Annotated in this window: 14 protein-coding genes and 1 tRNA gene; 7 read left to right on the top strand and 8 right to left on the bottom strand. The window is 66.9% G+C overall.

What is annotated here, in order from left to right; genetic code table 11:
• Positions 1-16 precede the first annotated feature (16 nt).
• Both AACL56_RS16300 and AACL56_RS16305 read left to right on the top strand, forming a co-directional pair.
• Positions 17-2008, top strand: a complete 1992-nt coding sequence (locus tag AACL56_RS16300) for an ABC-F family ATP-binding cassette domain-containing protein (RefSeq protein WP_339090853.1) — start codon at positions 17-19, stop codon at positions 2006-2008.
• Positions 2009-2040: 32 nt separating this feature from the next.
• Positions 2041-2535, top strand: a complete 495-nt coding sequence (locus AACL56_RS16305; protein ID WP_339090854.1) for a hypothetical protein — start codon at positions 2041-2043, stop codon at positions 2533-2535.
• 217 nt (positions 2536-2752) lie between these two features.
• On the opposite strand, the gene AACL56_RS16310 is transcribed toward AACL56_RS16305, so the two are convergent.
• Positions 2753-2983, bottom strand: coding sequence for a helix-turn-helix domain-containing protein (locus tag AACL56_RS16310; RefSeq protein ID WP_339090855.1), 231 nt, complete (start codon positions 2981-2983; stop codon positions 2753-2755).
• Between the two features lie 69 nt (positions 2984-3052).
• Between AACL56_RS16310 and AACL56_RS16315 the strand changes: the two genes are divergently transcribed.
• Positions 3053-3769 carry a helix-turn-helix domain-containing protein gene (locus AACL56_RS16315; RefSeq protein WP_339090856.1) on the top strand — a complete coding sequence of 239 codons (717 nt, stop codon included), beginning with the start codon at positions 3053-3055 and terminating at the stop codon, positions 3767-3769.
• 35 nt (positions 3770-3804) lie between these two features.
• Here the strand turns inward: AACL56_RS16315 and AACL56_RS16320 are convergent, their stop codons facing one another.
• On the bottom strand, positions 3805-4395 hold the full coding sequence (locus tag AACL56_RS16320; RefSeq protein ID WP_339090857.1) for a GAF domain-containing protein: 591 nt from the start codon (positions 4393-4395) through the stop codon (positions 3805-3807).
• 893 nt (positions 4396-5288) lie between these two features.
• Here AACL56_RS16320 and AACL56_RS16325 point away from each other — a divergent pair.
• The 3 genes from AACL56_RS16325 to AACL56_RS16335 are packed head-to-tail and all read left to right on the top strand — an operon-like array spanning position 5289 to position 11111.
• The gene (locus tag AACL56_RS16325; protein ID WP_339090858.1) at positions 5289-6800 is read left to right on the top strand and encodes an efflux transporter outer membrane subunit; all 1512 of its coding nucleotides are present in this window, start codon (positions 5289-5291) and stop codon (positions 6798-6800) included.
• 47 nt (positions 6801-6847) lie between these two features.
• A complete protein-coding gene (locus AACL56_RS16330) occupies positions 6848-8014 on the top strand; it encodes an efflux RND transporter periplasmic adaptor subunit (protein WP_339090859.1) in 1167 nt (388 codons plus the stop codon).
• Between the two features lie 10 nt (positions 8015-8024).
• On the top strand, positions 8025-11111 hold the full coding sequence (locus AACL56_RS16335; protein WP_339090860.1) for an efflux RND transporter permease subunit: 3087 nt from the start codon (positions 8025-8027) through the stop codon (positions 11109-11111).
• Between the two features lie 46 nt (positions 11112-11157).
• Here AACL56_RS16335 and AACL56_RS16340 read toward each other — a convergent pair whose 3' ends face one another.
• The 6 genes from AACL56_RS16340 to tolB all read right to left on the bottom strand — a co-directional run bounded on the left by AACL56_RS16340 (position 11158) and on the right by tolB (position 16929).
• Entirely contained in the window at positions 11158-13248 is a 2091-nt protein-coding gene (locus tag AACL56_RS16340) for a putative bifunctional diguanylate cyclase/phosphodiesterase (RefSeq protein ID WP_339090861.1), read from the bottom strand.
• Positions 13249-13423: 175 nt separating this feature from the next.
• Positions 13424-13499: transfer RNA gene (locus tag AACL56_RS16345), tRNA-Lys, on the bottom strand.
• Positions 13500-13550: 51 nt separating this feature from the next.
• Positions 13551-14393, bottom strand: coding sequence for a tRNA threonylcarbamoyladenosine dehydratase (locus tag AACL56_RS16350; RefSeq protein WP_425337021.1), 843 nt, complete (start codon positions 14391-14393; stop codon positions 13551-13553).
• 19 nt (positions 14394-14412) lie between these two features.
• Positions 14413-15162 (bottom strand): tol-pal system protein YbgF, encoded by a 750-nt coding sequence (ybgF, locus tag AACL56_RS16355; RefSeq protein ID WP_339090862.1) that lies wholly within the window; start codon positions 15160-15162, stop codon positions 14413-14415.
• Positions 15162-15677 carry a peptidoglycan-associated lipoprotein Pal gene (pal, locus tag AACL56_RS16360; protein WP_339090863.1) on the bottom strand — a complete coding sequence of 172 codons (516 nt, stop codon included), beginning with the start codon at positions 15675-15677 and terminating at the stop codon, positions 15162-15164. The genes ybgF and pal overlap by 1 nt, the downstream gene beginning before the upstream one ends.
• A 25-nt stretch (positions 15678-15702) precedes the next feature.
• Entirely contained in the window at positions 15703-16929 is a 1227-nt protein-coding gene (gene tolB / locus AACL56_RS16365) for a Tol-Pal system beta propeller repeat protein TolB (RefSeq protein WP_339090864.1), read from the bottom strand.
• Positions 16930-17192: 263 nt separating this feature from the next.
• Between tolB and msbA the strand changes: the two genes are divergently transcribed.
• Positions 17193-18977: a lipid A export permease/ATP-binding protein MsbA gene (msbA, locus tag AACL56_RS16370; RefSeq protein WP_339090865.1), complete on the top strand. Its 1785-nt coding sequence runs from the start codon at positions 17193-17195 to the stop codon at positions 18975-18977.
• Positions 18978-18985: the final 8 nt, after the last annotated feature.

Genomic DNA, 18985 nt, shown 5'->3' on the forward strand with positions numbered 1-18985 from the left:
CTACGGTTCCTCTTTCATGATCACTCTCAAAAACGTCATTCTTCGCCGCAGCGCCAAGGTCCTGCTCGACGGCGCCACCGTCATCCTCAACCCCGGCGAGAAGGTCGGCCTGGTGGGTCGCAACGGCGCCGGCAAGTCGACCCTGTTCGCCCTGCTCAACGGCACGCTGCACGAAGACGGCGGCGATTTCTCGGTGCCCAGGCAGTGGCGCATGGCCCAGGTGGCGCAGAACATGCCCGAAACGGACGAATCGGCCACCGCCTTCGTGGTGGGCGGCGACACCCGCCTGGCCGAGTTGCGCGAGAAGCTCGCGACCATCGAGGCCGCCTACGCCGAGAACCCGGACGACGCCGACATCGGGATGGAGCTGGCGCACGCCTACACCGACCTGGCCGACGCCGGCGAGCACGACGCCGTGCCGCGCGCGCAGGCGCTGATCCTCGGTCTGGGCTTCAAGTCGCACGAACTCGAGGAACCCGTCAACAGCTTCTCCGGCGGCTGGCGCATGCGCCTGCAACTGGCGCGCGCGCTGATGTGCCCGAGCGACCTGCTGCTGCTCGACGAACCGACCAACCACCTGGACCTGGACGCGCTGGTCTGGCTCGAAGCCTGGCTGCAGAAGTACGCCGGGACCATGATCGTCATCAGCCACGACCGCGAGTTCCTCGACGCCGTGACCGACGTCACCCTGCACATCGTCAACGCGCAGCTCACGCGCTACGGCGGCAACTACAGCAAGTTCGAGGACATGCGCGCGCTGCAGATGGAGCAGCAGCAGCAGGCCTTCAGCAAGCAGCAGGACAAGATCGCCCACCTGCAGAAGTTCATCGACCGCTTCAAGGCCAAGGCCAGCAAGGCCAAGCAGGCGCAGAGCCGGGTCAAGGCGCTGGAGCGCATGGAGAAGGTGGCGCCGCTGCTGGCGGAAGCCGACTTCACCTTCGAGTTCAAGGAGCCGGGAAACATCCCGAATCCGATGCTGTCGATCGCCAATGCGAGCTTCGGCTACCTGGTGGAGAACGAAGAACCCAAGACCATCCTGCGCGGCGTCAGCCGCTCGGTGCTGGCGGGCCAGCGCATCGGCATCCTGGGCGCCAACGGCCAGGGCAAGTCGACGCTGGTGAAGACCATCGCACGCGAGATGGGCGCGCTGGCCGGCCAGGTGACCGAAGGCAAGGGCCTGAACATCGGCTACTTCGCGCAGCAGGAACTCGACGTGCTGCGCCCCCAGGACACCCCGCTCGAGCACATGGTGCGCATGGCGCGCGAACTCGGCAGCAACGCCAGGGAAGCCACCGGCGAGCAGGCCCTGCGCGGCTTCCTTGGCAGCTTCAACTTCAGCGGCGACATGGTCAAGCAGCCCGTGGGCACCATGAGCGGCGGCGAAAAGGCGCGCCTCGTGCTCGCCATGATGGTGTGGCAGCGCCCCAACCTGCTGTTGCTCGACGAGCCCACCAACCACCTGGACCTGGCCACCCGCGAGGCCCTCGCAGTGGCGCTCAACGAATTCGAAGGCACGCTGATGCTGGTGAGCCACGACCGTGCGCTGCTGCGCTCGGTGTGCGACGAGTTCTGGCTGGTCGGCCGCGGCGTGGTCGGCGACTTCGACGGCGACCTCGACGACTACCAGCGCTACCTGCTCGACGAAGCCAAGCGCCTGCGCGAGGAAGCCAAGGTCGCGGTGCGCGAGGCCGCCGACGCCGCGGCAGCGGCTGCGGCCGCCCCGGTTGCAGCGCCCGCCGCGCCGCAACAGCGCAAGCAGGACGCGCAGGAGCGCCAGCAGCGCAACGACCAGGCCAAGCCGATCAAGCGCGAGATCGCCCAGATCGACGAACGCCTGGCCGCGGCCGGCACGGAGCGCACCGCGCTCGAGGCCCGGCTGGCGCAGTCGCTGCCGCCCGCCGAGATCGCTGAGGTCGGCAAGCGGCTGAAGGCGCTCAACGACGAAATCGGCCGTCTCGAAGAACGCTGGCTGGCCCTGTCGGACCAGCTGGAAGCGCTCGCGGCCTGAGGCCGCGAAACCCTTGGCCGGAGACGCACCGGATGCCTTCAGCGATCGAACTGGCCCGCGGTGACGAGAAGCTCATTGCCGCCGTCCACCGCAGCCGCAAGCTCATCACCCGCAAGGCGCTGATGGCCGCGGCCGCAAGCGCCGTGCCCCTGCCCGGCGTCGACTGGATGGCCGACGCGGCGCTGCTGTCGCGGCTGGTGCCGCAGATCAGCGCCGAGTTCGGCCTCTCCGTCACCCAGGTCGAGAAGCTCGCGCCGCACCAGCGCGAGCGCATCCAGAAGGCGGCCACGACGCTGGGCGCCCTGCTGGTCGGCCGGATCGTCACGCGCGACCTGCTGATCCGGCTGGCAAAGCACGCAGGCATCCGCCTGACCGCCAAGCAGGCGACCAAGTACGTACCCGTGGCCGGGCAACTCGTCTCCGCGGCACTCGGCTATGCAGCCTTGCGCGCGCTGGGCGAGCAGCACATCAAGGACTGCGTGCGCGTCAGCGCGACGCTCGCCCTCGAACCGCCCGACCCGATCTGATCGCGGACCGTACCGCCGCCGAGCGCCTGAGCGCCTCACGGTCGAACAGCACCTGCGCAGCCCATCCGGCGCACGCCAGCCCGAAGCAGCCGCCCCCGGCAATGGCCGGATGCCCGGCCACCCAGCCGGCGATCAACGCCCCGATGGACAGCAGCGCCAGCACCGCGCACAGGGCGCGGTCGAGCCAGAGGCCCGGCGTCGCGCGACGGAGCACGCGTCAGTCATGAGGCACCGTGCCGCCGGCAAGCGGCGGTTGCGGCACGGGTGTTTCCTTGACCTGCGCCTCGTAGGCCTGCAGCAGCGCCACGTAATGGCGCGACATGACATCATTGACCCGGCCCAGCCCGATCTTGCTGACCGTCGGCTGGGGTATTCCGGTCTTTTTCTCGATCTGCTTTTGCGTGAGCCCCATGGCTCTCAGCGCCAGCACCAACTCGCGTGGCTTCATGGCATGCACTCCCTTTTTCTAATATTCTAGAGTCCATTCAGAATATTCATCTGGGCTTAAATTCGGCCGATGGAGAACATAGGGACCCGAGCCAAAGCAGCGCGTAAATTCGCCAAGATGACGCAGAAGCAGGCTGAAGCCGCCTCTGGCGTCAAGCAATCGAACATCTCGAAGATCGAGCGGGGCGACACGACCCGGTCGATGAGCGTGCTGGCACTGGCCCGCGTCTACCGCGTCGATCCGAACTGGCTCGACACCGGCGACGGCCCGGCGCCGTGGGACGAGGATCAGGTACGCCTGTCGCGCGACAGCGCCAACGAACCGCACGGGGCGTACCGCGTGCTTCACGTGCCGCCGCATGTGCCGTCGTTCAACCCGCGCACGCCCAACACGGTGCCGCTCATCACCTGGGAAGACGCCGCCGAGTGGCATGACCGCACGTCGTCGCAGCAGGCGCAGCCCGAGCGCTGGATCCCGTGCATCGCACACCACAGCCTCGACACCTACGCACTGCGCATCCGGGGTGACAGCATGACCGCGGACCATGGACTGCTCAAGAGCTACCGCTCGGGCTCGATCATCTTCGTCGACACGCAGCTGAAGACCCCCGAAGACGGCGAGCGCGTGGTGGCGCGCATCGACGACACCGGCGAAGTCACCTGCAAGGTGTTCAAGAACGAGGACGGGCGGCGCTGGCTGCTGCCGCTCAATCCGAAGCACGAGCCGATCCGCCTGCCGTTCACGGTGCTGGGCACCGTGGTGGGCAAGTGGGAAGACGAAGACTGACCAGCGCGGGCCGGGTTCGGTGAACCCGGCGGACGTCAGCGTCCGCGCGGCGGCGCTTCGTGCGGTGCCAGCGTCCAGCCTGCCATTGCCATCTCGGCGTCTTTCGCGCGGCGCTGGTTGATCTTCTTGGCTGCGAGCTGCGCCGACACTTCCAGCTTCTTCAGGTCGCGCTGCGTCAGCTGCTCGTTGGGCGCGAAGCTGAAGCAGCAGAAGGTGCCGTAGACGCGGCCGTCGTCCAGCACGATGGGGGTGCTCAGGTGTGCGCCGACGGGAAATCCGGTGCGCGGCAGTTCGTCGAACGACGACAGCGCCGCCACGTCGTTCACCATTCGCGGAAGCCGGCCATCGACCACGCGCTGGCAGAACGACTCCTCCAGCGGCGCAGACTGACCGGGCTCGATCACCCGCGCTTCGGGCCGGGTCTCGACACGCCGGAACACGCGGCGGCCCTCGGTGAATTCGGACACGAAGACCACATCCATGCGCAGGTGCTCGAGCACCATGCGCAGGACTTCGGAGATCGAATCGTCGATGAGTTCGTCGGAACCGTCGGGCGTGGCCACGAGCAGTTCCGACACGCGGACTTCGAACGCGTCCGGTGCGTAATCGGGATCGTAGAAAACCATCGGCAAATTCTAGGGAGGTCAGGTTGCGTGCAGGTTAGGGAGCGATATTCAAGTTTCTCCCTGTGGCCTGCATCCTCTGATCCTCCCTCCTCCAGCAGGTCACCTTCCAGCCCGCCTTCGTGCGGGCTTTTTTTTCGAGATTTTTGCTCGCCCCCAGGCTGCGCACACTTCGTGTCGCTTCTCCTTCCCCCTACCGGGGGCAACACCTAAGGCCCGGCGAAGCCGGTTCCTTGGTGTTTCTGGACTCGCCCCCAGGATTCGCGCACTTCGTGTCGCTGCTCCTTCCCCCTACCGGGGGCAACACCTAAGGCCCGGCAGAGCCGGTTCCTTGGTGTTCCTGGCTCGCCCCCAGGATTCGCGCACTTCGTGTCGCTTCTCCTTCCACCTACCGGGGGCAACACCTAAGGCCCGGCAGAGCCGGTTCCTTGGTGTTTCTGGACTCGCCCCCAGGATTCGCGCACTTCGTGTCGCTTCTCCTTCCCCCTACCGGGGGCAACACCTAAGGCCCGGCGAAGCCGGTTCCTTGGTGTTCCTGGCTCGCCCCCAGGATTCGCGCACTTCGTGTCGCTGCTCCTTCCCCCTACCGGGGGCAACACCGAAGGCCCGGCAAAGCCGGTTCCTTGGTGTTTCTGGAATGAGGTCGTCGTGCGGTTGGCGCCTTGGCGCTGCACTTGGCGCCGCGGTCTGCCGGCTTCGTCGCATTTCGCTCGCGCGATGAGACGCGAGCGGCGACATTCAGAAACAACTCAGGCACTCGGGCCGTTCCGGGTGTACAACGCTGCCCCATGCCAAATCGACACCACACTGCGCCGGAGAACCCACCCTGTTCATCGCGCGAGGCGCCTGTGCGCCGGCGAATCGCAGGGTCCGCCACATTCGCGATCCACGGCGCGTTGCTCGGCGCAACGTTGTTGCTGGGCGCGTGTGCGGTCGGGCCGGACTTCAAGACGCCCGAGCTTCCGGCCGGCGCACAGGGCGCGGACTACACGCCGGCGCCGATGCCCGCGCGCACGGCGCAATCGGACGTGCCGGGCGGCCAGGCGCAGGCGCTGGTGCCGGGCCGGGACATTCCGGCGCAGTGGTGGGAGGTGTTCCATTCGGAACCGCTCGACCGGCTGATCCGCGCCTCGCTCGCGCAGAGTCCCACGCTGGCATCGGCGCAGGCCGCGCTGCGCCAGGCGGAGGCCACGTACGACGCCAAGTCGGGCAACCTGCTGTGGCCGCAGGTGTCGGCGCAGCTCGGCGTACAACGCGAGCGCGCCTCCGAAGTCAGCACCAGGGTGGCGGGCGGACAGCTGCTGACGCTCTACAACGCCTCGGTCAACGTGAGCTACGACCTCGATGTGTTCGGCGGCGCGCGCCGACAGGTCGAAGGCGCACAGGCCGCGGTGGAAGCGCAGCGCTACCAGGTCGAGGCGGTGTACCTCACGCTCACATCGAACCTGGTCACTACGGCCATCCGCGAAGCATCGCTGCGCGCACAGTTGCAGGCCGCGCGCGAGGTGCTGCAGGCACAGAGCGACCAGCTCGGCGTGATCGAAAAGCAGTTCGACACCGGCGCCATTCCGAAGTCGATCGTGCTGCAGCAGCGCACGCAGGTGGCGCAGACGCAGGCGACCTTGCCTCCGCTCGAAAAGGCCCTCGCGCAGACGCGCCACCAGCTCGCCGTGTTCGCGGGCCGGCTGCCGTCGGAAGCAGGCCTGCCCGAGTTCGACCTGGCGAGCCTCTCGCTGCCCGAGGCGCTGCCGCTGTCGCTGCCCTCGGAGCTGGCGCGCCAGCGGCCCGACGTGCGGGCCAGCGAGGCGCAGCTGCACCAGGCGAGCGCCGCGGTGGGTGTGGCCACGGCCAACCTGTATCCGCAGCTTCAGCTCAGCGCGAGCTACGGCAACACGTCGCTGCGCGCACGCGATCTTTTCACCGGGCCGAGCACGCTGTGGAACGTGGGCGCCGGGCTCGCGCAGCCGATCTTCAACGGCGGCGCCCTGCGTGCGCAGCAGCGCGCGGCGGTGGCCGCCTATGACTCGGCCGCCGCGCAATACCGCAACACGGTGCTGGGCGCATTCCAGAACGTGGCCGACGCGCTGCGCGCGCTCGAAATCGATGCCGTCGCGTTGCAGACCCAAGCCACCGCCGAATCGCTGGCCAGGCAATCGCTCGACCTGTCGACCGCGCAGTTCCGCGCGGGTGCGGTGAGCTACGTGACGCTGCTCACCGCGCAGCAGGCCTGGCTGCAGACACACACGGCGCTGGTGCAGGCGCAGGCCGTGCGGTACGCCGACACGGCCGCCCTCTTCCAGGCGCTCGGCGGCGGCTGGTGGAACCGCGGCGCGCTGGCCGACGCTGCGATCGCGCCGGGGCTGCCCGCCGCATCGCAGGCGCCCGCGCCATCCGGCTCCAGCAACTGAACACCTCCTCCCAAAACTCCAAGAAAAGCCTACCTATGACCCGGAGAATGATCATCATGATCGGCTGCGTGCTGCTGCTGGTCGCCGTGCTCGCGCTCGGCAAGTTCCTGCAGATCCGCGCGCTGATCGCGGCCGTGCCCAAGCCCGGCCCGCAGACCGTGTCCACGGTCGAGGTGCAGAAGATGCAGTGGCAGTCGCAGTTCACTGCCGTCGGCACGCTGAACCCGGTGCGCGGCGCCGACCTCGGCACCGAAGTGGCCGGCCTGGTGCGCACCGTGCACTTCAAGTCGGGCCAGGACGTGAAGGCCGGCGCGCTGCTGGTCGAGCTCAACGCCGACTCCGACATCGCGCTGCTGCACGCGGCCGAAGCCGCCGCCGCGCAGGCCGCCACGGTGCTCAAGCGCGACCAGGCGCAGCTGGCGGTGCAGGCAGTGAGCCAGGCGCAGATCGACGCCGACACCAACGACCTGAAGGCCAAGCGCGCGCAGGTCGAGCAGCAGGCCGCGCTGGTGGCGAAGAAGTCGATCCGCGCGCCCTTCGCGGGACGGCTGGGCATCTCGGGCCTGAACCCGGGCCAGTACGTGAACGCGGGCGACAAGCTGGTCACGCTGCAGACGCTCGATCCGATCTATGTCGACTTCCAGCTGCCGCAGCAGCAGTTGGCGGGCCTCGAGGTGGGCCAGGTGGTGAACCTGTCGGTCGACACCTTCCCGGGCCAGGCCTTCAGCGGCAAGATCAATGCGATCAGCCCCAAGGTGGATGCCGCCACGCGCAACGTGCAGATCCAGGCGACCGTGGCCAACGCCAGGCAGCAACTGCTGCCGGGCATGTTCGCCAACGTGAAGATCGACATCGGCGGCACGCAGGAGCGGCTCACGCTGCCCTCCACTGCCGTGACCTACAACCCGTACGGCTCGACGGTGTACGTGGTGAAGCAGGCCGAGCCGCCCAAGCCGGGTGCAACGGCTGCGCCCGGAACGCCTGCGCCCGCACCCGCCACCGACGCACAGGGCAAGCCGCAGCTCGTTGCGCAGCAGGTCTTCGTGGAGACCGGCCCGACACGCGGCGACCAGATCTCGATCGTCAAGGGGCTGGAGGCCGGCCAGGTCGTGGTCAGCAGCGGCCAGAACAAGCTGAAGAACGGCACGCCCGTGACGGTGGACAACAGCGTCCAGCCGGCCAACGACGCGAACCCGAAGCCGCAGGAAAAGTGAGGCGCCCCGCATGAACTTCACCGACATCTTCATCCGCCGGCCCGTGCTGGCGATGGTGGTGAGCCTGCTGATCGTGGTGCTGGGACTGCGTGCGCTCTCGGGCTTGCCGGTCAACCAGTATCCGAAGACCGAGAACGGCGTGGTGACCATCACCACCGCCTACTACGGCGCGGACGCGGCCACGGTCGCGGGCTTCATCACCCAGCCGCTCGAGGCCGCGGTGTCGCAGGCCCAGGGCATCGACTACCTCTCGTCGTCCAGCAGCCTGGGCGTGTCGACCATCACCGCCACGCTGCGGCTGAACTACGACTCGAACCGCGCGCTGACCGAGATCAACACGCAGGTGAACTCGGTGCGCAACCAGCTGCCGCCGCAGGCGCAGCAGCCGGTGCTCACCGTGGCCACCGGGCAGACCACCGATGCGATGTACATCGGCTTCTACAGCGACACGCTGCCCAACAACAACGTGACCGACTTTCTGGTGCGCGTGGTGCAGCCCAAACTCAACGCGATTCCCGGCGTGCAGACGGCCGAGATCCTGGGCGCGCGCACCTTCGCGCTGCGTGCCTGGCTCGATGCGCAGAAGATGGCCGCCTACGGCGTGACCGCCACCGACGTGAGCGCGGCGCTTGCAGCCAACAACTACCTCGCGGCCGTCGGCACCAGCAAGGGCCAGATGGTGAGCGTGCCGCTCACGGCCGGCACGTCGCTACACAGCGTGGACGAATTCAAGCAGCTGTCGGTTAAGAGCAGCAACGGCGCCATCGTGCGGCTGCAGGACGTGGCCAACGTCACGCTCGGCTCGGAGAACTACGACTTCAACGTGGCCTTCAACGGCGTGCGCTCGGTGTTCATCGGCATCAAGGTCGCGCCCGAGGCCAACATCCTCGACGTGGCCAAGCAGGTGCGCACCGTGTTCCCCGACCTGCAGTCGCAGCTTCCCACGGGCCTGACCGGCAAGATCGTCTACGACTCCACCGACTTCATCAACACCTCGATCAGCGAAGTGATCAAGACGCTGGTCGAGGCGCTGATCATCGTGACGGTGGTGATCTATCTGTTCCTGGGCAGCTTCCGCGCGGTGGTGGTGCCGGTGATTGCAATGCCGCTGTCCCTCATCGGCACCTTCTTCGTGATGCTGATGCTGGGCTACTCGATCAACCTGCTCACGCTGCTGGCGCTGGTGCTGGCCATCGGGCTGGTGGTGGACGACGCGATCATCGTGGTGGAAAACGTCGACCGGCACATGCGCGAGGGCAAGTCGCCGCTGCAGGCGTCGCTCCTGGCCGCGCGCGAGCTGGGCGGGCCCATCCTGGCGATGACCGTGGTGCTGGTGGCGGTGTACGTGCCCATCGGCTTCCAGGGCGGGCTCACCGGTTCGCTTTTCACCGAGTTCGCCTTCACGCTCGCGGGCTCGGTGGTGGTGTCGGGCATCGTCGCGCTCACGCTGTCGCCCATGATGTGCTCGCGCTTCTTCAAGCCCGAGCAGGACAGCGGCAAGTTCGCGACCTTCATCGAGCACACCTTCGAGCGCGTGCATCACCGCTACCAGCTGATCCTGCGCGGCGTGCTGAAGACCTGGCCGGTGATGATCGTGATGGGCGCCATCCTGGTGGCGCTGCTGTTCGTGATGTTCAAGATGTCGAAGTCGGAGCTGGCGCCCGAGGAAGACCAGGGCATCGTGCTGTCGCAGGTGGTCGGTGCGCCCACGGCCACCATCAACCAGATGCAGACCTACGCCGACCAGATCTTCAAGGTCGCGCACGACACGCCCGAGTACGAGCAGCTGTTCCAGCTCACCGGCGTGCCCAGCACCAACGCGGGCATCGCGGGCGTGCTGCTCAAGCCCTGGGACCAGCGCACGCGCAGCGCGCACGACATCCAGACCGACCTGCAGAAGCGCTGGAACGGCATTGCCGGCGCCAAGGTGGTGGCCTTCCAGTTTCCGGCGCTGCCGGGTGCGTCGGGCCTGCCGGTGCAGTTCGTCATCAAGACGACCGAGCCTTTCGAGAACCTGAATGCGCTGGCGCAGCAGATCATGGACAAGGCGCGCGCGGACGGAAAGTTCTACTACATCGACGCCGACCTGAAGATCGACCTGCCGCAGGCCACCGTGGTGGTCGACCGCGACAAGATCGCCACGCTGGGCATCACGCAGCAGGACGTGGGCAACGCCATGGGTGCGGCGCTGGGCGGCGGCTACGTCAACTACTTCTCGATCTCGGGACGCTCGTACAAGGTGATTCCGCAGGTGCAGCAGGTCGACCGGCTCAACCCGTCGGACGTGCTGAACTTCTACATCAAGACGCCGAACGGCGTGGTGCCCGCCAGCACCGTGGCCAGCCTGAAGTACACGGTGCAGCCCGAGACGGTGAACCACTTCCAGCAGCTCAATTCCGTCACCATCCAGGGCGTGCCCAGCGGCACGCAGGGCGAGACGCTGGAGTACCTGCGCGGCGTGGTTCAGCAACTGGCGCCGAGCGGCTACACGGTCGACTACTCGGGCCAGTCGAGGCAATTCGTGCAGGAGTCGGGCAACTTCGCCATCACCTTCCTGTTCGCGCTGATCATCGTGTTCCTGGCGCTGGCCGCGCAGTTCGAGAGCTTCCGCGACCCGGTGGTGATCCTGGTGTCGGTGCCGCTCGCGCTCTTCGGCGCCATGATCTTCATCTTCTGGGGCTTCGCGTCGATGAACATCTACACGCAGGTGGGCCTGGTGACGCTGATGGGCCTCATCAGCAAGCACGGCATCCTGATCGTGGAAGTGGCCAACCGGCTGCAGAAGCAGGGCCTGAGCAAGCTCGACGCCATCGTCGAGGCGGCCGGCACGCGGCTGCGCCCCATCCTGATGACCACCGCCGCCATGGTCTTCGGCGTATTGCCGCTGGTGATCGCCTCAGGTGCAGGCGCCGCGGGACGCAAGGCGATGGGCATCGTAATCTTCAGCGGCCTGTCGATCGGCACGCTGTTCACGCTGTTCGTGGTGCCGGCAATGTACCTGTTCATCGCCGCGCGGCACGAGAAGGAAGAGACCGCCGGGTCACCCGATGCGCACGAACCGCCCGCACTGCCGGGCAAGGTGGCGCCCGAGGCCTGACGCCCCTCGGGCCCGGCGGCCCGGCGGCCCGGCGGCCTCGGCGGCTTCAGTCCGCCGTGGGTTCGCCGACCTCGCGCCTGGAGAACCAGGCCAGCAGGTCGCCCGCGGGCAGCGGGTGCGAGAACAGGAAGCCCTGCAGCTCGTCGCATCCCATGCCCAGCAGGATCTCGCGCTGCGCCTCGTTCTCCACGCCCTCGGCGACCACGGTCAGCCCCAAGGCATGGGCCAGCCGGATGACCGCATCGACCACGGCGCGCGCATCGTCCTTGAACTGCAGGTCCTGCACGAAGCTGCGGTCGATCTTCACCTGCCGCGCCGGCAGCTTGCGCAGATGGCTGAGGCTCGAGTAGCCGGTGCCGAAATCGTCGATCGACAGGAACACGCCGACACGCGCCAGCCCCTCGAAGGTGCGCTGCGTCGCCTTGATGTCTTCCATGGCCACCGACTCGGTGATCTCGCACAGCAGCAGAGACGCCGGCACGTCGTGGCGCGCAAGCGCCTGCTCGACACGCTCGACGAAATCGATCTCGCGCAACTGCATCACCGACAGGTTCACGGCCACGCACATCCACGTGCCGCGCGAACGCCATTCCGCGATCTGGCGGCAGGCTTCGTCGAGGATCCAGTCGCCCAGACGCACGATGAGGCCGAAGCGCTCGGCCAGCCCGATGAACTCGGTCGGCCCGATCAGGCCGTGCTGCGGGTGGTTCCAACGCACCAGCGCCTCCACGCCGCTGAGGTTGTCGCCCGCACCGTTGATCTTGGGCTGGTAGTAGAGCTCGAACTGCCTGAGCTCGACCGCCTGGCGCAGATCGCTCTGCAGTTGCAGCTGCTTGGCCGCGTCGGCGCCCATGTGCGACTCGAACATCACATAGTTGCCGCCGCCCGCGCGCTTGGCCTCGTACATCGCGGCGTCGGCATTGGCCACGAGCTTGTGGGGTTCGCCCTCCTCCGGGTGCAGCACGATGCCGACCGAGCACGCGATCTGGACCTGCTTGCCGAGCACGTTGAACGGCTCGCCGATCGTGCGCAGCACCCGGTTGGCAGCCTGGGCGCATTCCGCGCGGTCGCGCACGCCTTCGAGCAGCAGCAGGAATTCGTCGCCGCCGATGCGCGCGACCGTGTCGCTCTTGCGCGTCGTCTGGCTCAGGCGGTGCGCAGCGGCACGCAGGATCTGGTCGCCGGCCGCATGGCCGAAGGAATCGTTGATCGGCTTGAACCCGTCGAGGTCGACGAACAGCACGGCGATGCGCTCCTCGACCTGCAGCCGGTTGGCCCGCTCCATGCGCAGCAGCGCATGCCGGAGGCGGTCTTCGAAGAGCACCCGGTTCGGCAGCCCGGTGAGCGCGTCGGTGAAGGCGCGTTTCTGCAGCTCACGGTTGGCCTGCGTCAGTTCGGCGTTGGCCGCCTCGAGCGAACTCGACAGGCGCCGCGCAACCATTTGCAGGCGCGACTCGAGGATCGAGGTGAACAGCGTGCCGAGCAGCAGCAGGCCCGACGCCAGAACGACGATCCCAGTGAGCCCCGTGCCATACAGCGCGTCAGAGCTGCGGCACACCGAATCGAGCGGAAAGTTCGCCGCCGCCATGCCGGTGTAGTGCATGCCGCAGATCGCGATGCCCATCACGAACGCTGCCAGCAACTGGAAAGCCACGCGGCGCTTGTTGTGCAAGTCGCCGAGGAACTTGAAGATGCCCAGTGCTGCCGCGGAGGCGACCAGCCCGATCAGCAGCGACAGGCCGACGGTGGGCCAATGCCAGACGATCGGCGGCGACATGTCGAGCGCCGCCATGCCGAGGTAGTGCATGCCGCAGATGCCCACCGCCATCGCCACCGACGCGATGGCGATGCGGCGCACGCTGTAGTCGGCCTCGCTGGCCACCCACAGCGCGATGCCCGATGCGGTGACGCCAGCCACCCACGAGATCAGCGTCATCGAGCCCGAGAAACCCAGCGCGATCGGCAGCGAGAACCCCAGCATCCCGACGAAATGCATCGACCAGATGCCCGTGCCCATGGCGAACGAACCGATCGCCCACCACAGCAGGTGCGGCCGCCCGCTGACGTCACGCACGCGGCGCGACATGTCGAGCGCCACATAGGAGGCGAGTGTCGCGAGGAGGAGCGAAGCGGCCACCACCCACAGGTTGTGATGGGAAGGGAGAAAGGCGGGCGCGGTATTCACTGTGCAGATGACAGTCGGGTTCGTCCAACGGTGGTGGTGTGGTGCCAGGAGGGAATCCTTCGATTCCCAACAAAAAAGCCAGCTATCTCATCGACAGCTGGCTTTTATATATCCACAACGGGGGTTCTGGTAGGACGTACTGGATTCGAACCAGTGACCAACGGATTAAAAGTCCGCTGCTCTACCAACTGAGCTAACGTCCCGAACCTGTTTTTCTTACTTCTTGCCGGAGTTGAATCCGGCAAAGCCTGCGATTATAGCGCGAGGTTGGACGCTATTTTTTCCAGAACCCAACCTGCTGCACATTGACCGAAAGTGGCGGTCACGCTGACCACCGAACCGTAGCCGTGGCAGTTCAGCGATCCGTCGCCCTCGATCGCGCAGGACGCATCCGGCGGGGCCACGCTTTCGCGGCTGAACACGCAAGCCACGCCGATCTTGCGGCCTTCGCGCGGTGCGCCGTGCTCCTTGCGAAGCCGCTGGCGCAACTGCGCGAGCAGCGGGTCGTGCGTGACGAGCGACAGGTCGTCGATGTCGACCTTGTGCGCCTGCCGCTTGCCGCCTGCGGCGCCCACAGTCACGAATGCCGCACGCGATGCACGCGCCCACGCCGCCATGGCCACCTTGGCCTTGACCTGGTCGCAGGCATCGATGACGGCCGTTGCAGGTCCGTTCGCGGCTTGGGCCGCGTCGAGCAGCGACACCCAGTTGCCGGGTTCGACGAAATCGTCGATCGCCTGCACCCGGCATTCGGGATTGATCTGCGCGATGCGATCGCGCATCGCCTCGACCTTGGCCTGGCCCACGGTCGTTTCCAGCGCGTGGATCTGGCGATTGATGTTCGACTCCGATACGTGGTCGAGATCGATCATGGTCAGCCGCCCTACACCGCTGCGCGCCAGTGCTTCGACCGCCCACGAACCAACGCCGCCGATGCCGACGACCACCACATGGGCGTTGCGGATGCGCTCGGCACCCGGCACGCCGTACAGGCGTTCGAGCCCGCCGAAGCGGCGCGCAAAGTCGGGCGCCGCGGTGTCGGTGAGGACAACCGCGGCGGCGGAGGGTGTGAAAGCGTCGGTGGCGATGGTGCTCAAGCGGAATGCTCCGCCGGCCTCAACGCAGTCGCGAGAGACGCTCGCGACCGGCCTGCGCGGCTTCCGACTGCGGATAGGCCTTGGTCAGGTCTTCCAGCGTGCGGCGTGCGGCGCGCGTGTCCTTCAGTTCGATCTGGCAGTTCGCGATCGACAGCACGGCCTCGGGGGCCTTGGCGTGGTCGGGCGCGAGCGAGAGCATGGAGCGGAAGTTCGCGATGGCCTCGTTGTAGTTGCGCGTGGCGTACTGCGCATTGCCGAGCCAGAACAGGGCCGACGGGTTGTAGCCGCTCTGCGGGTAGCGCTTGACGAATTCGGCGAACGCGGTCTGCGCCTGCGCGAACTGGCCCGAGCGGAACACGCCAAGGGCCGCATCGAAATCGGCTTTTTCCTTGGGATCGGCATTGAACTCCCGGCCGTCCACCGACACCTTCGACGGCTCGCTCTGCTTGAGCTTGTCGTCGATGGTGGTCTGGCGCGACTGCATCTCGCTCAGCGTGCGCGTGAGCTGCTCGTTCTGGCCGGTCATGCGCGCCAGATCGCCACGCATCTGCTCGATCTGGTTCTGCAGATCGAGCAGGCTGCGACGCAACTGACCGTTCTCGTCGGTCAGGCGCTGGTCGGTCTGCTGCCGCATGGCCTCGACACGCTGGCGCAGGTCGAGGATGGCCTTGCGGGCTTCGTCATCCTCGAACAACGCTGCCTGCGAGCCGACCGAGGCGCACAGCAAGGCGGCAGCCAGCGCTGCGCCTCGCAATACAGCCCGTTGCATCACCGGCGGTACGTGATTTCGGCGCGGCGGTTCTGCGCCCACACTTCTTCACCCGAACCCGTGACGGCAGGCTTTTCCTTGCCGAAGCTCACGGCTTCGATCTGGTTGTCGCTCACACCCAGCAGCGTGAGTGCGCGACGCACGGCTTCCGAGCGCTTCTGGCCCAGAGCCAGGTTGTATTCGCGGCCGCCACGTTCGTCGGTGTGACCTTCGATCGAAATGCGGCGTTGCGGGTTGGCCTTGAGGAAACGTGCATGACCGTCGATGGCCGACTGGAACTCGGGCTTCACCGTGTAGCTGTCGTAGTCGAAGTAGATGATGCGCGCCACGCCCACCGGACCTTGCGCGGTACCCGCGTTCGGATCGATGGTGACGGGAGCCACGGCGCTTGCGCCACCTTGCTGGCCGGCACCGCCGGAACGGTCGGTCACCGGGGTGTCGTTGAGCTTGGTGCCCGACGAGCAACCGGCAATCAGAGCCACGATGGCCAGCGAATAAATCGTACGTTTCAACATTTCAAACTCCTCAAATAAACCTTAGTCATTGCTTTTGAAACGGACCCCAGTCCGGTTCTCTTATGTCTCCCGCCTGTCCTGCCAGTCGGGCCTTGATTTTCCCATCGAGCGTGGTGGTCATCAGTGCTTCGCGACCTTGCAGTTGCGTGGCGTAGACGATCAATTTGCTGTTCGGTGCAAAACTTGGACTTTCGTCGGCGGTCGTGTCGGTGATGGCATTGACGGTTCCGGTCGCCAACTCCATCACGTGGAGTTTGAATGCACCCCCCACACGGGAGATGTAGGCCAACCACCGGCCATCGCCGCTGACAGACGGAGAGATGTTGTAGGTGCCGCTGAAGGTCACGCGCGTGGGGTTGCCGCCACCCGCGCCCATCTTGTAGATCTGCGGCGCACCGCCGCGATCGCTCACGAAGAAGATGGTGCTGCCGTCGGCCGAGTAGACCGGTTCGGTGTCGATGCTGGAGCTTTGCGTGAGGCGGCGCGGTTCGCCCCCGCTCGATGGAATAGTGAACAGCTGCGACCCGCCGTCGCGGCTGAGCGTGACAGCCAGCGAGTTGCCGTCGGGTGCCCAGGCCGGGGCGCTGTTGGAGCCCTTGAAATTGGCGATCAGGCGACGCTGGCCGCTGGCCACGTTGTGCACGTAGACGACGGGCTTGCGCGACTCGAACGACACGTACGCCAGTTGCTGGCCATTGGACGACCAGCACGGCGAGATGATCGGCTCCGGGCTGGCGAGTGCGGCTTGGGCGTTCTCGCCGTCGGCATCGGCCACCCACAGCGAATAGCGGCTGCCGCCCTTCGTGACGTAGGCGATGCGCGTCGAGAAGATGCCCTTTTCGCCGGTCAGCTTCTCGTAGACATAGTCGGCGATGCGGTGCGACGCCAGGCGCAGGTCACCCTGCGGCACGGTGTAGCTCTGGCCACCGAGGTCCTGGCCCTTCACCACGTCCCACAGGCGGAAGCGCACATCGAAGCGGCCGTCGGCCAGCTTGCTGACGCTGCCCACCACGAGCGAATCGGCCGTGCGCTGGCGCCACAGCGACAGGTCGGGACGGGAGGCCTCGTCCAGCGCCTGGCCCGAGGCGTCGACGCCGCGGAACTGGCCGCTGCGTTCGAGGTCGGCCTGGACGATGTCCGAGATCTTCTGGGGCGAGCTTTCCTGGCCCTTGAAGGGAACGAGCGCGATCGGCAGCTGCGTGAGCCCGACGCCCGACACTTCGACCCGGAACTGGGCCAGCGCAGGAATCATGGGAGTGGCAGCGAGGGCCGCAATGACTGTGCGGCGTGCAAATAGCGATGAAGAAGGAGTTGGAATTGGAGTTGGCAACGGCTTGTTCATGCGGTTCGGAGAGGTTTCCGGGTAAAAAGTTCTCCCCGGCTTGACGGGCCACATGTTACACACTGGCTCGCTGACGCCGTCACAAAACGTGTTTCCAGCGATGCGGTCCTACAGAACCGCCGCAAAGCACCCGTGGCAGGCCCCGAAAAGGGCCCCCCGTAGAATCCGCCGCCATGCAAGCTTCCCCCGGCGGCGAGAACCCTCGCCCTCCCCTGATGCGCCGCCTGGCGCGACTCATGACCTGGTTCGGCGGCTCGCGCCAGTGGTGGGCCCTCGGATTGAGCGGGGCGATGCTCGCGGCCATCACGGAGCCGCTCATGGCGGCGCTGCTGAAGCCCTTGCTCGACCGCGGCTTCACGCGCGGCGAGATGCCGCTGTGGTTCGTGCCCGCTGCCGTGCTGCTGCTCTTTGCGGTGCGCGGCATCGCCCAATTCATTTCGCAGTACGCCTTGTCGCGCATCGCCAACGAGGGCATGCAGAAACTGCGGCGCGTGCTGTTCGAGCGACTGCTCGGCGCCGAACTGGCACTGTTCGCAAGGCAATCGGCCAGTGCGTTGTCGAACACCGTGGTCTACGAGGTGCAGACCGGCGCCATGCTGCTGGTGCAGGCACTGCTCGGTCTCTCGCGTGACGGCTTCACGCTGATCGCGCTGCTGGGCTACCTGGTCTACCTGAACTGGAAGCTCACGCTGATCGTCGCCTTCCTGGTGCCCAGCATCTCCTGGATCATGAAGGTGTTCTCCAAGCGCCTGTACCGGCTCACGCAGCAGGGCCAGCAGGCCACCGACGAGCTGGCCTACGTGGTCGAGGAAAACGTGCTCGCGCATCGCGTGGTGCGCCTGCATGGTGCGGAAGAGGCGCAGGGCCATCGGTTCGAGCAACTGAGCCAGCGCCTCAACCGGCTGGCCGTGAAATCGACCATCGCCCAGGCCGCCACCACGCCCCTCACCCAGATGATGGCCTCGCTCGCGCTGTCGGTGGTCGTGATGATCGCGCTGTGGCAAAGCGGCAAGCAGGGCTTCACCGTGGGCGGTTTCGTCGCGTACATCACCGCCATGCTGATGCTGATCGCGCCGATCCGCCGGCTGGCCGAAGTGGCCGGTCCGATCACCCGCGGCCTTGCCGCACTGGAGCGCGGCCTGATCCTGATCGACGACGTCGCGCCGGAATCGCAAGGCACGTTCCAGGCCGGGCACGCGCAGGGGCGCATCGAGTTGCGCAACGTGCGCGTCAGCTACCGCGGCGACGACGAGCAGCGTGCGCTCGACGGCGTGAGCCTGACCATCGAACCCGGCCAGGTGGTCGCGTTCGTCGGACCCTCGGGTTCGGGCAAGACCACGCTCGTGAACCTGCTGCCGCGCTTCGTGCAGCCCAGCGCGGGCCAGGTGCTGCTCGACGGGCACGACACCAGCGAATGGCAGCTGAAGAGCCTGCGCGCTCAGTTCGCCATGGTGAGCCAGGATGTGGTCATGCTCAACGACACCCTGGCAGCGAACGTGGCGCTGGGCTCGGAAATCGATCGCGAACGCGTGATGCAGTGCATCGCCGCCGCCAACCTGAGCACCCACGTCGACAGCCTGCCGCAGGGCGTCGACACCGTGCTCGGCCACAACGCCACCCAGCTCTCGGGCGGCCAGCGCCAGCGGCTGGCGATTGCGCGCGCGCTCTACAAGAACGCGCCGGTGCTGCTGCTCGACGAAGCCACTTCGGCGCTCGACACCGAATCGGAGCGGCTGGTGCAGGACGCCCTGCAGCGGCTGATGCAGGACCGCACCACGCTCATCGTGGCGCACCGCCTGTCGACCATCCAGCATGCCGACCGCATCATCGTGATGGAACAAGGCCGCATTGCCGAGCAGGGCAGCCACGAGCAGCTGATGGCGCTCGACGGTCTCTATGCACGGCTGCAGACGCTCGCCGTGCGCAGCGCACAGCCGGGGCAGGACCCGACGCTCTGACGGACCTG

The sequence above is a fragment of the Variovorax paradoxus genome (assembly GCF_902712855.1).
Lineage (GTDB): Bacteria > Pseudomonadota > Gammaproteobacteria > Burkholderiales > Burkholderiaceae_C > Variovorax > Variovorax paradoxus_Q.

Coding starts and splice junctions, on each gene's coding strand:
- AACL56_RS16300 (WP_339090853.1), top strand. CDS start 17: ATGATCACTCTCAAAAACGTCATTCTTCGCCGCAGCGCCAAGGTCCTG.
- AACL56_RS16305 (WP_339090854.1), top strand. CDS start 2,041: ATGCCTTCAGCGATCGAACTGGCCCGCGGTGACGAGAAGCTCATTGCC.
- AACL56_RS16310 (WP_339090855.1), bottom strand. CDS start 2,983: ATGAAGCCACGCGAGTTGGTGCTGGCGCTGAGAGCCATGGGGCTCACG.
- AACL56_RS16315 (WP_339090856.1), top strand. CDS start 3,053: ATGGAGAACATAGGGACCCGAGCCAAAGCAGCGCGTAAATTCGCCAAG.
- AACL56_RS16320 (WP_339090857.1), bottom strand. CDS start 4,395: ATGGTTTTCTACGATCCCGATTACGCACCGGACGCGTTCGAAGTCCGC.
- AACL56_RS16330 (WP_339090859.1), top strand. CDS start 6,848: ATGATCATCATGATCGGCTGCGTGCTGCTGCTGGTCGCCGTGCTCGCG.
- AACL56_RS16335 (WP_339090860.1), top strand. CDS start 8,025: ATGAACTTCACCGACATCTTCATCCGCCGGCCCGTGCTGGCGATGGTG.
- ybgF (WP_339090862.1), bottom strand. CDS start 15,162: ATGCAACGGGCTGTATTGCGAGGCGCAGCGCTGGCTGCCGCCTTGCTG.
- pal (WP_339090863.1), bottom strand. CDS start 15,677: ATGTTGAAACGTACGATTTATTCGCTGGCCATCGTGGCTCTGATTGCC.
- tolB (WP_339090864.1), bottom strand. CDS start 16,929: ATGATTCCTGCGCTGGCCCAGTTCCGGGTCGAAGTGTCGGGCGTCGGG.
- msbA (WP_339090865.1), top strand. CDS start 17,193: ATGCAAGCTTCCCCCGGCGGCGAGAACCCTCGCCCTCCCCTGATGCGC.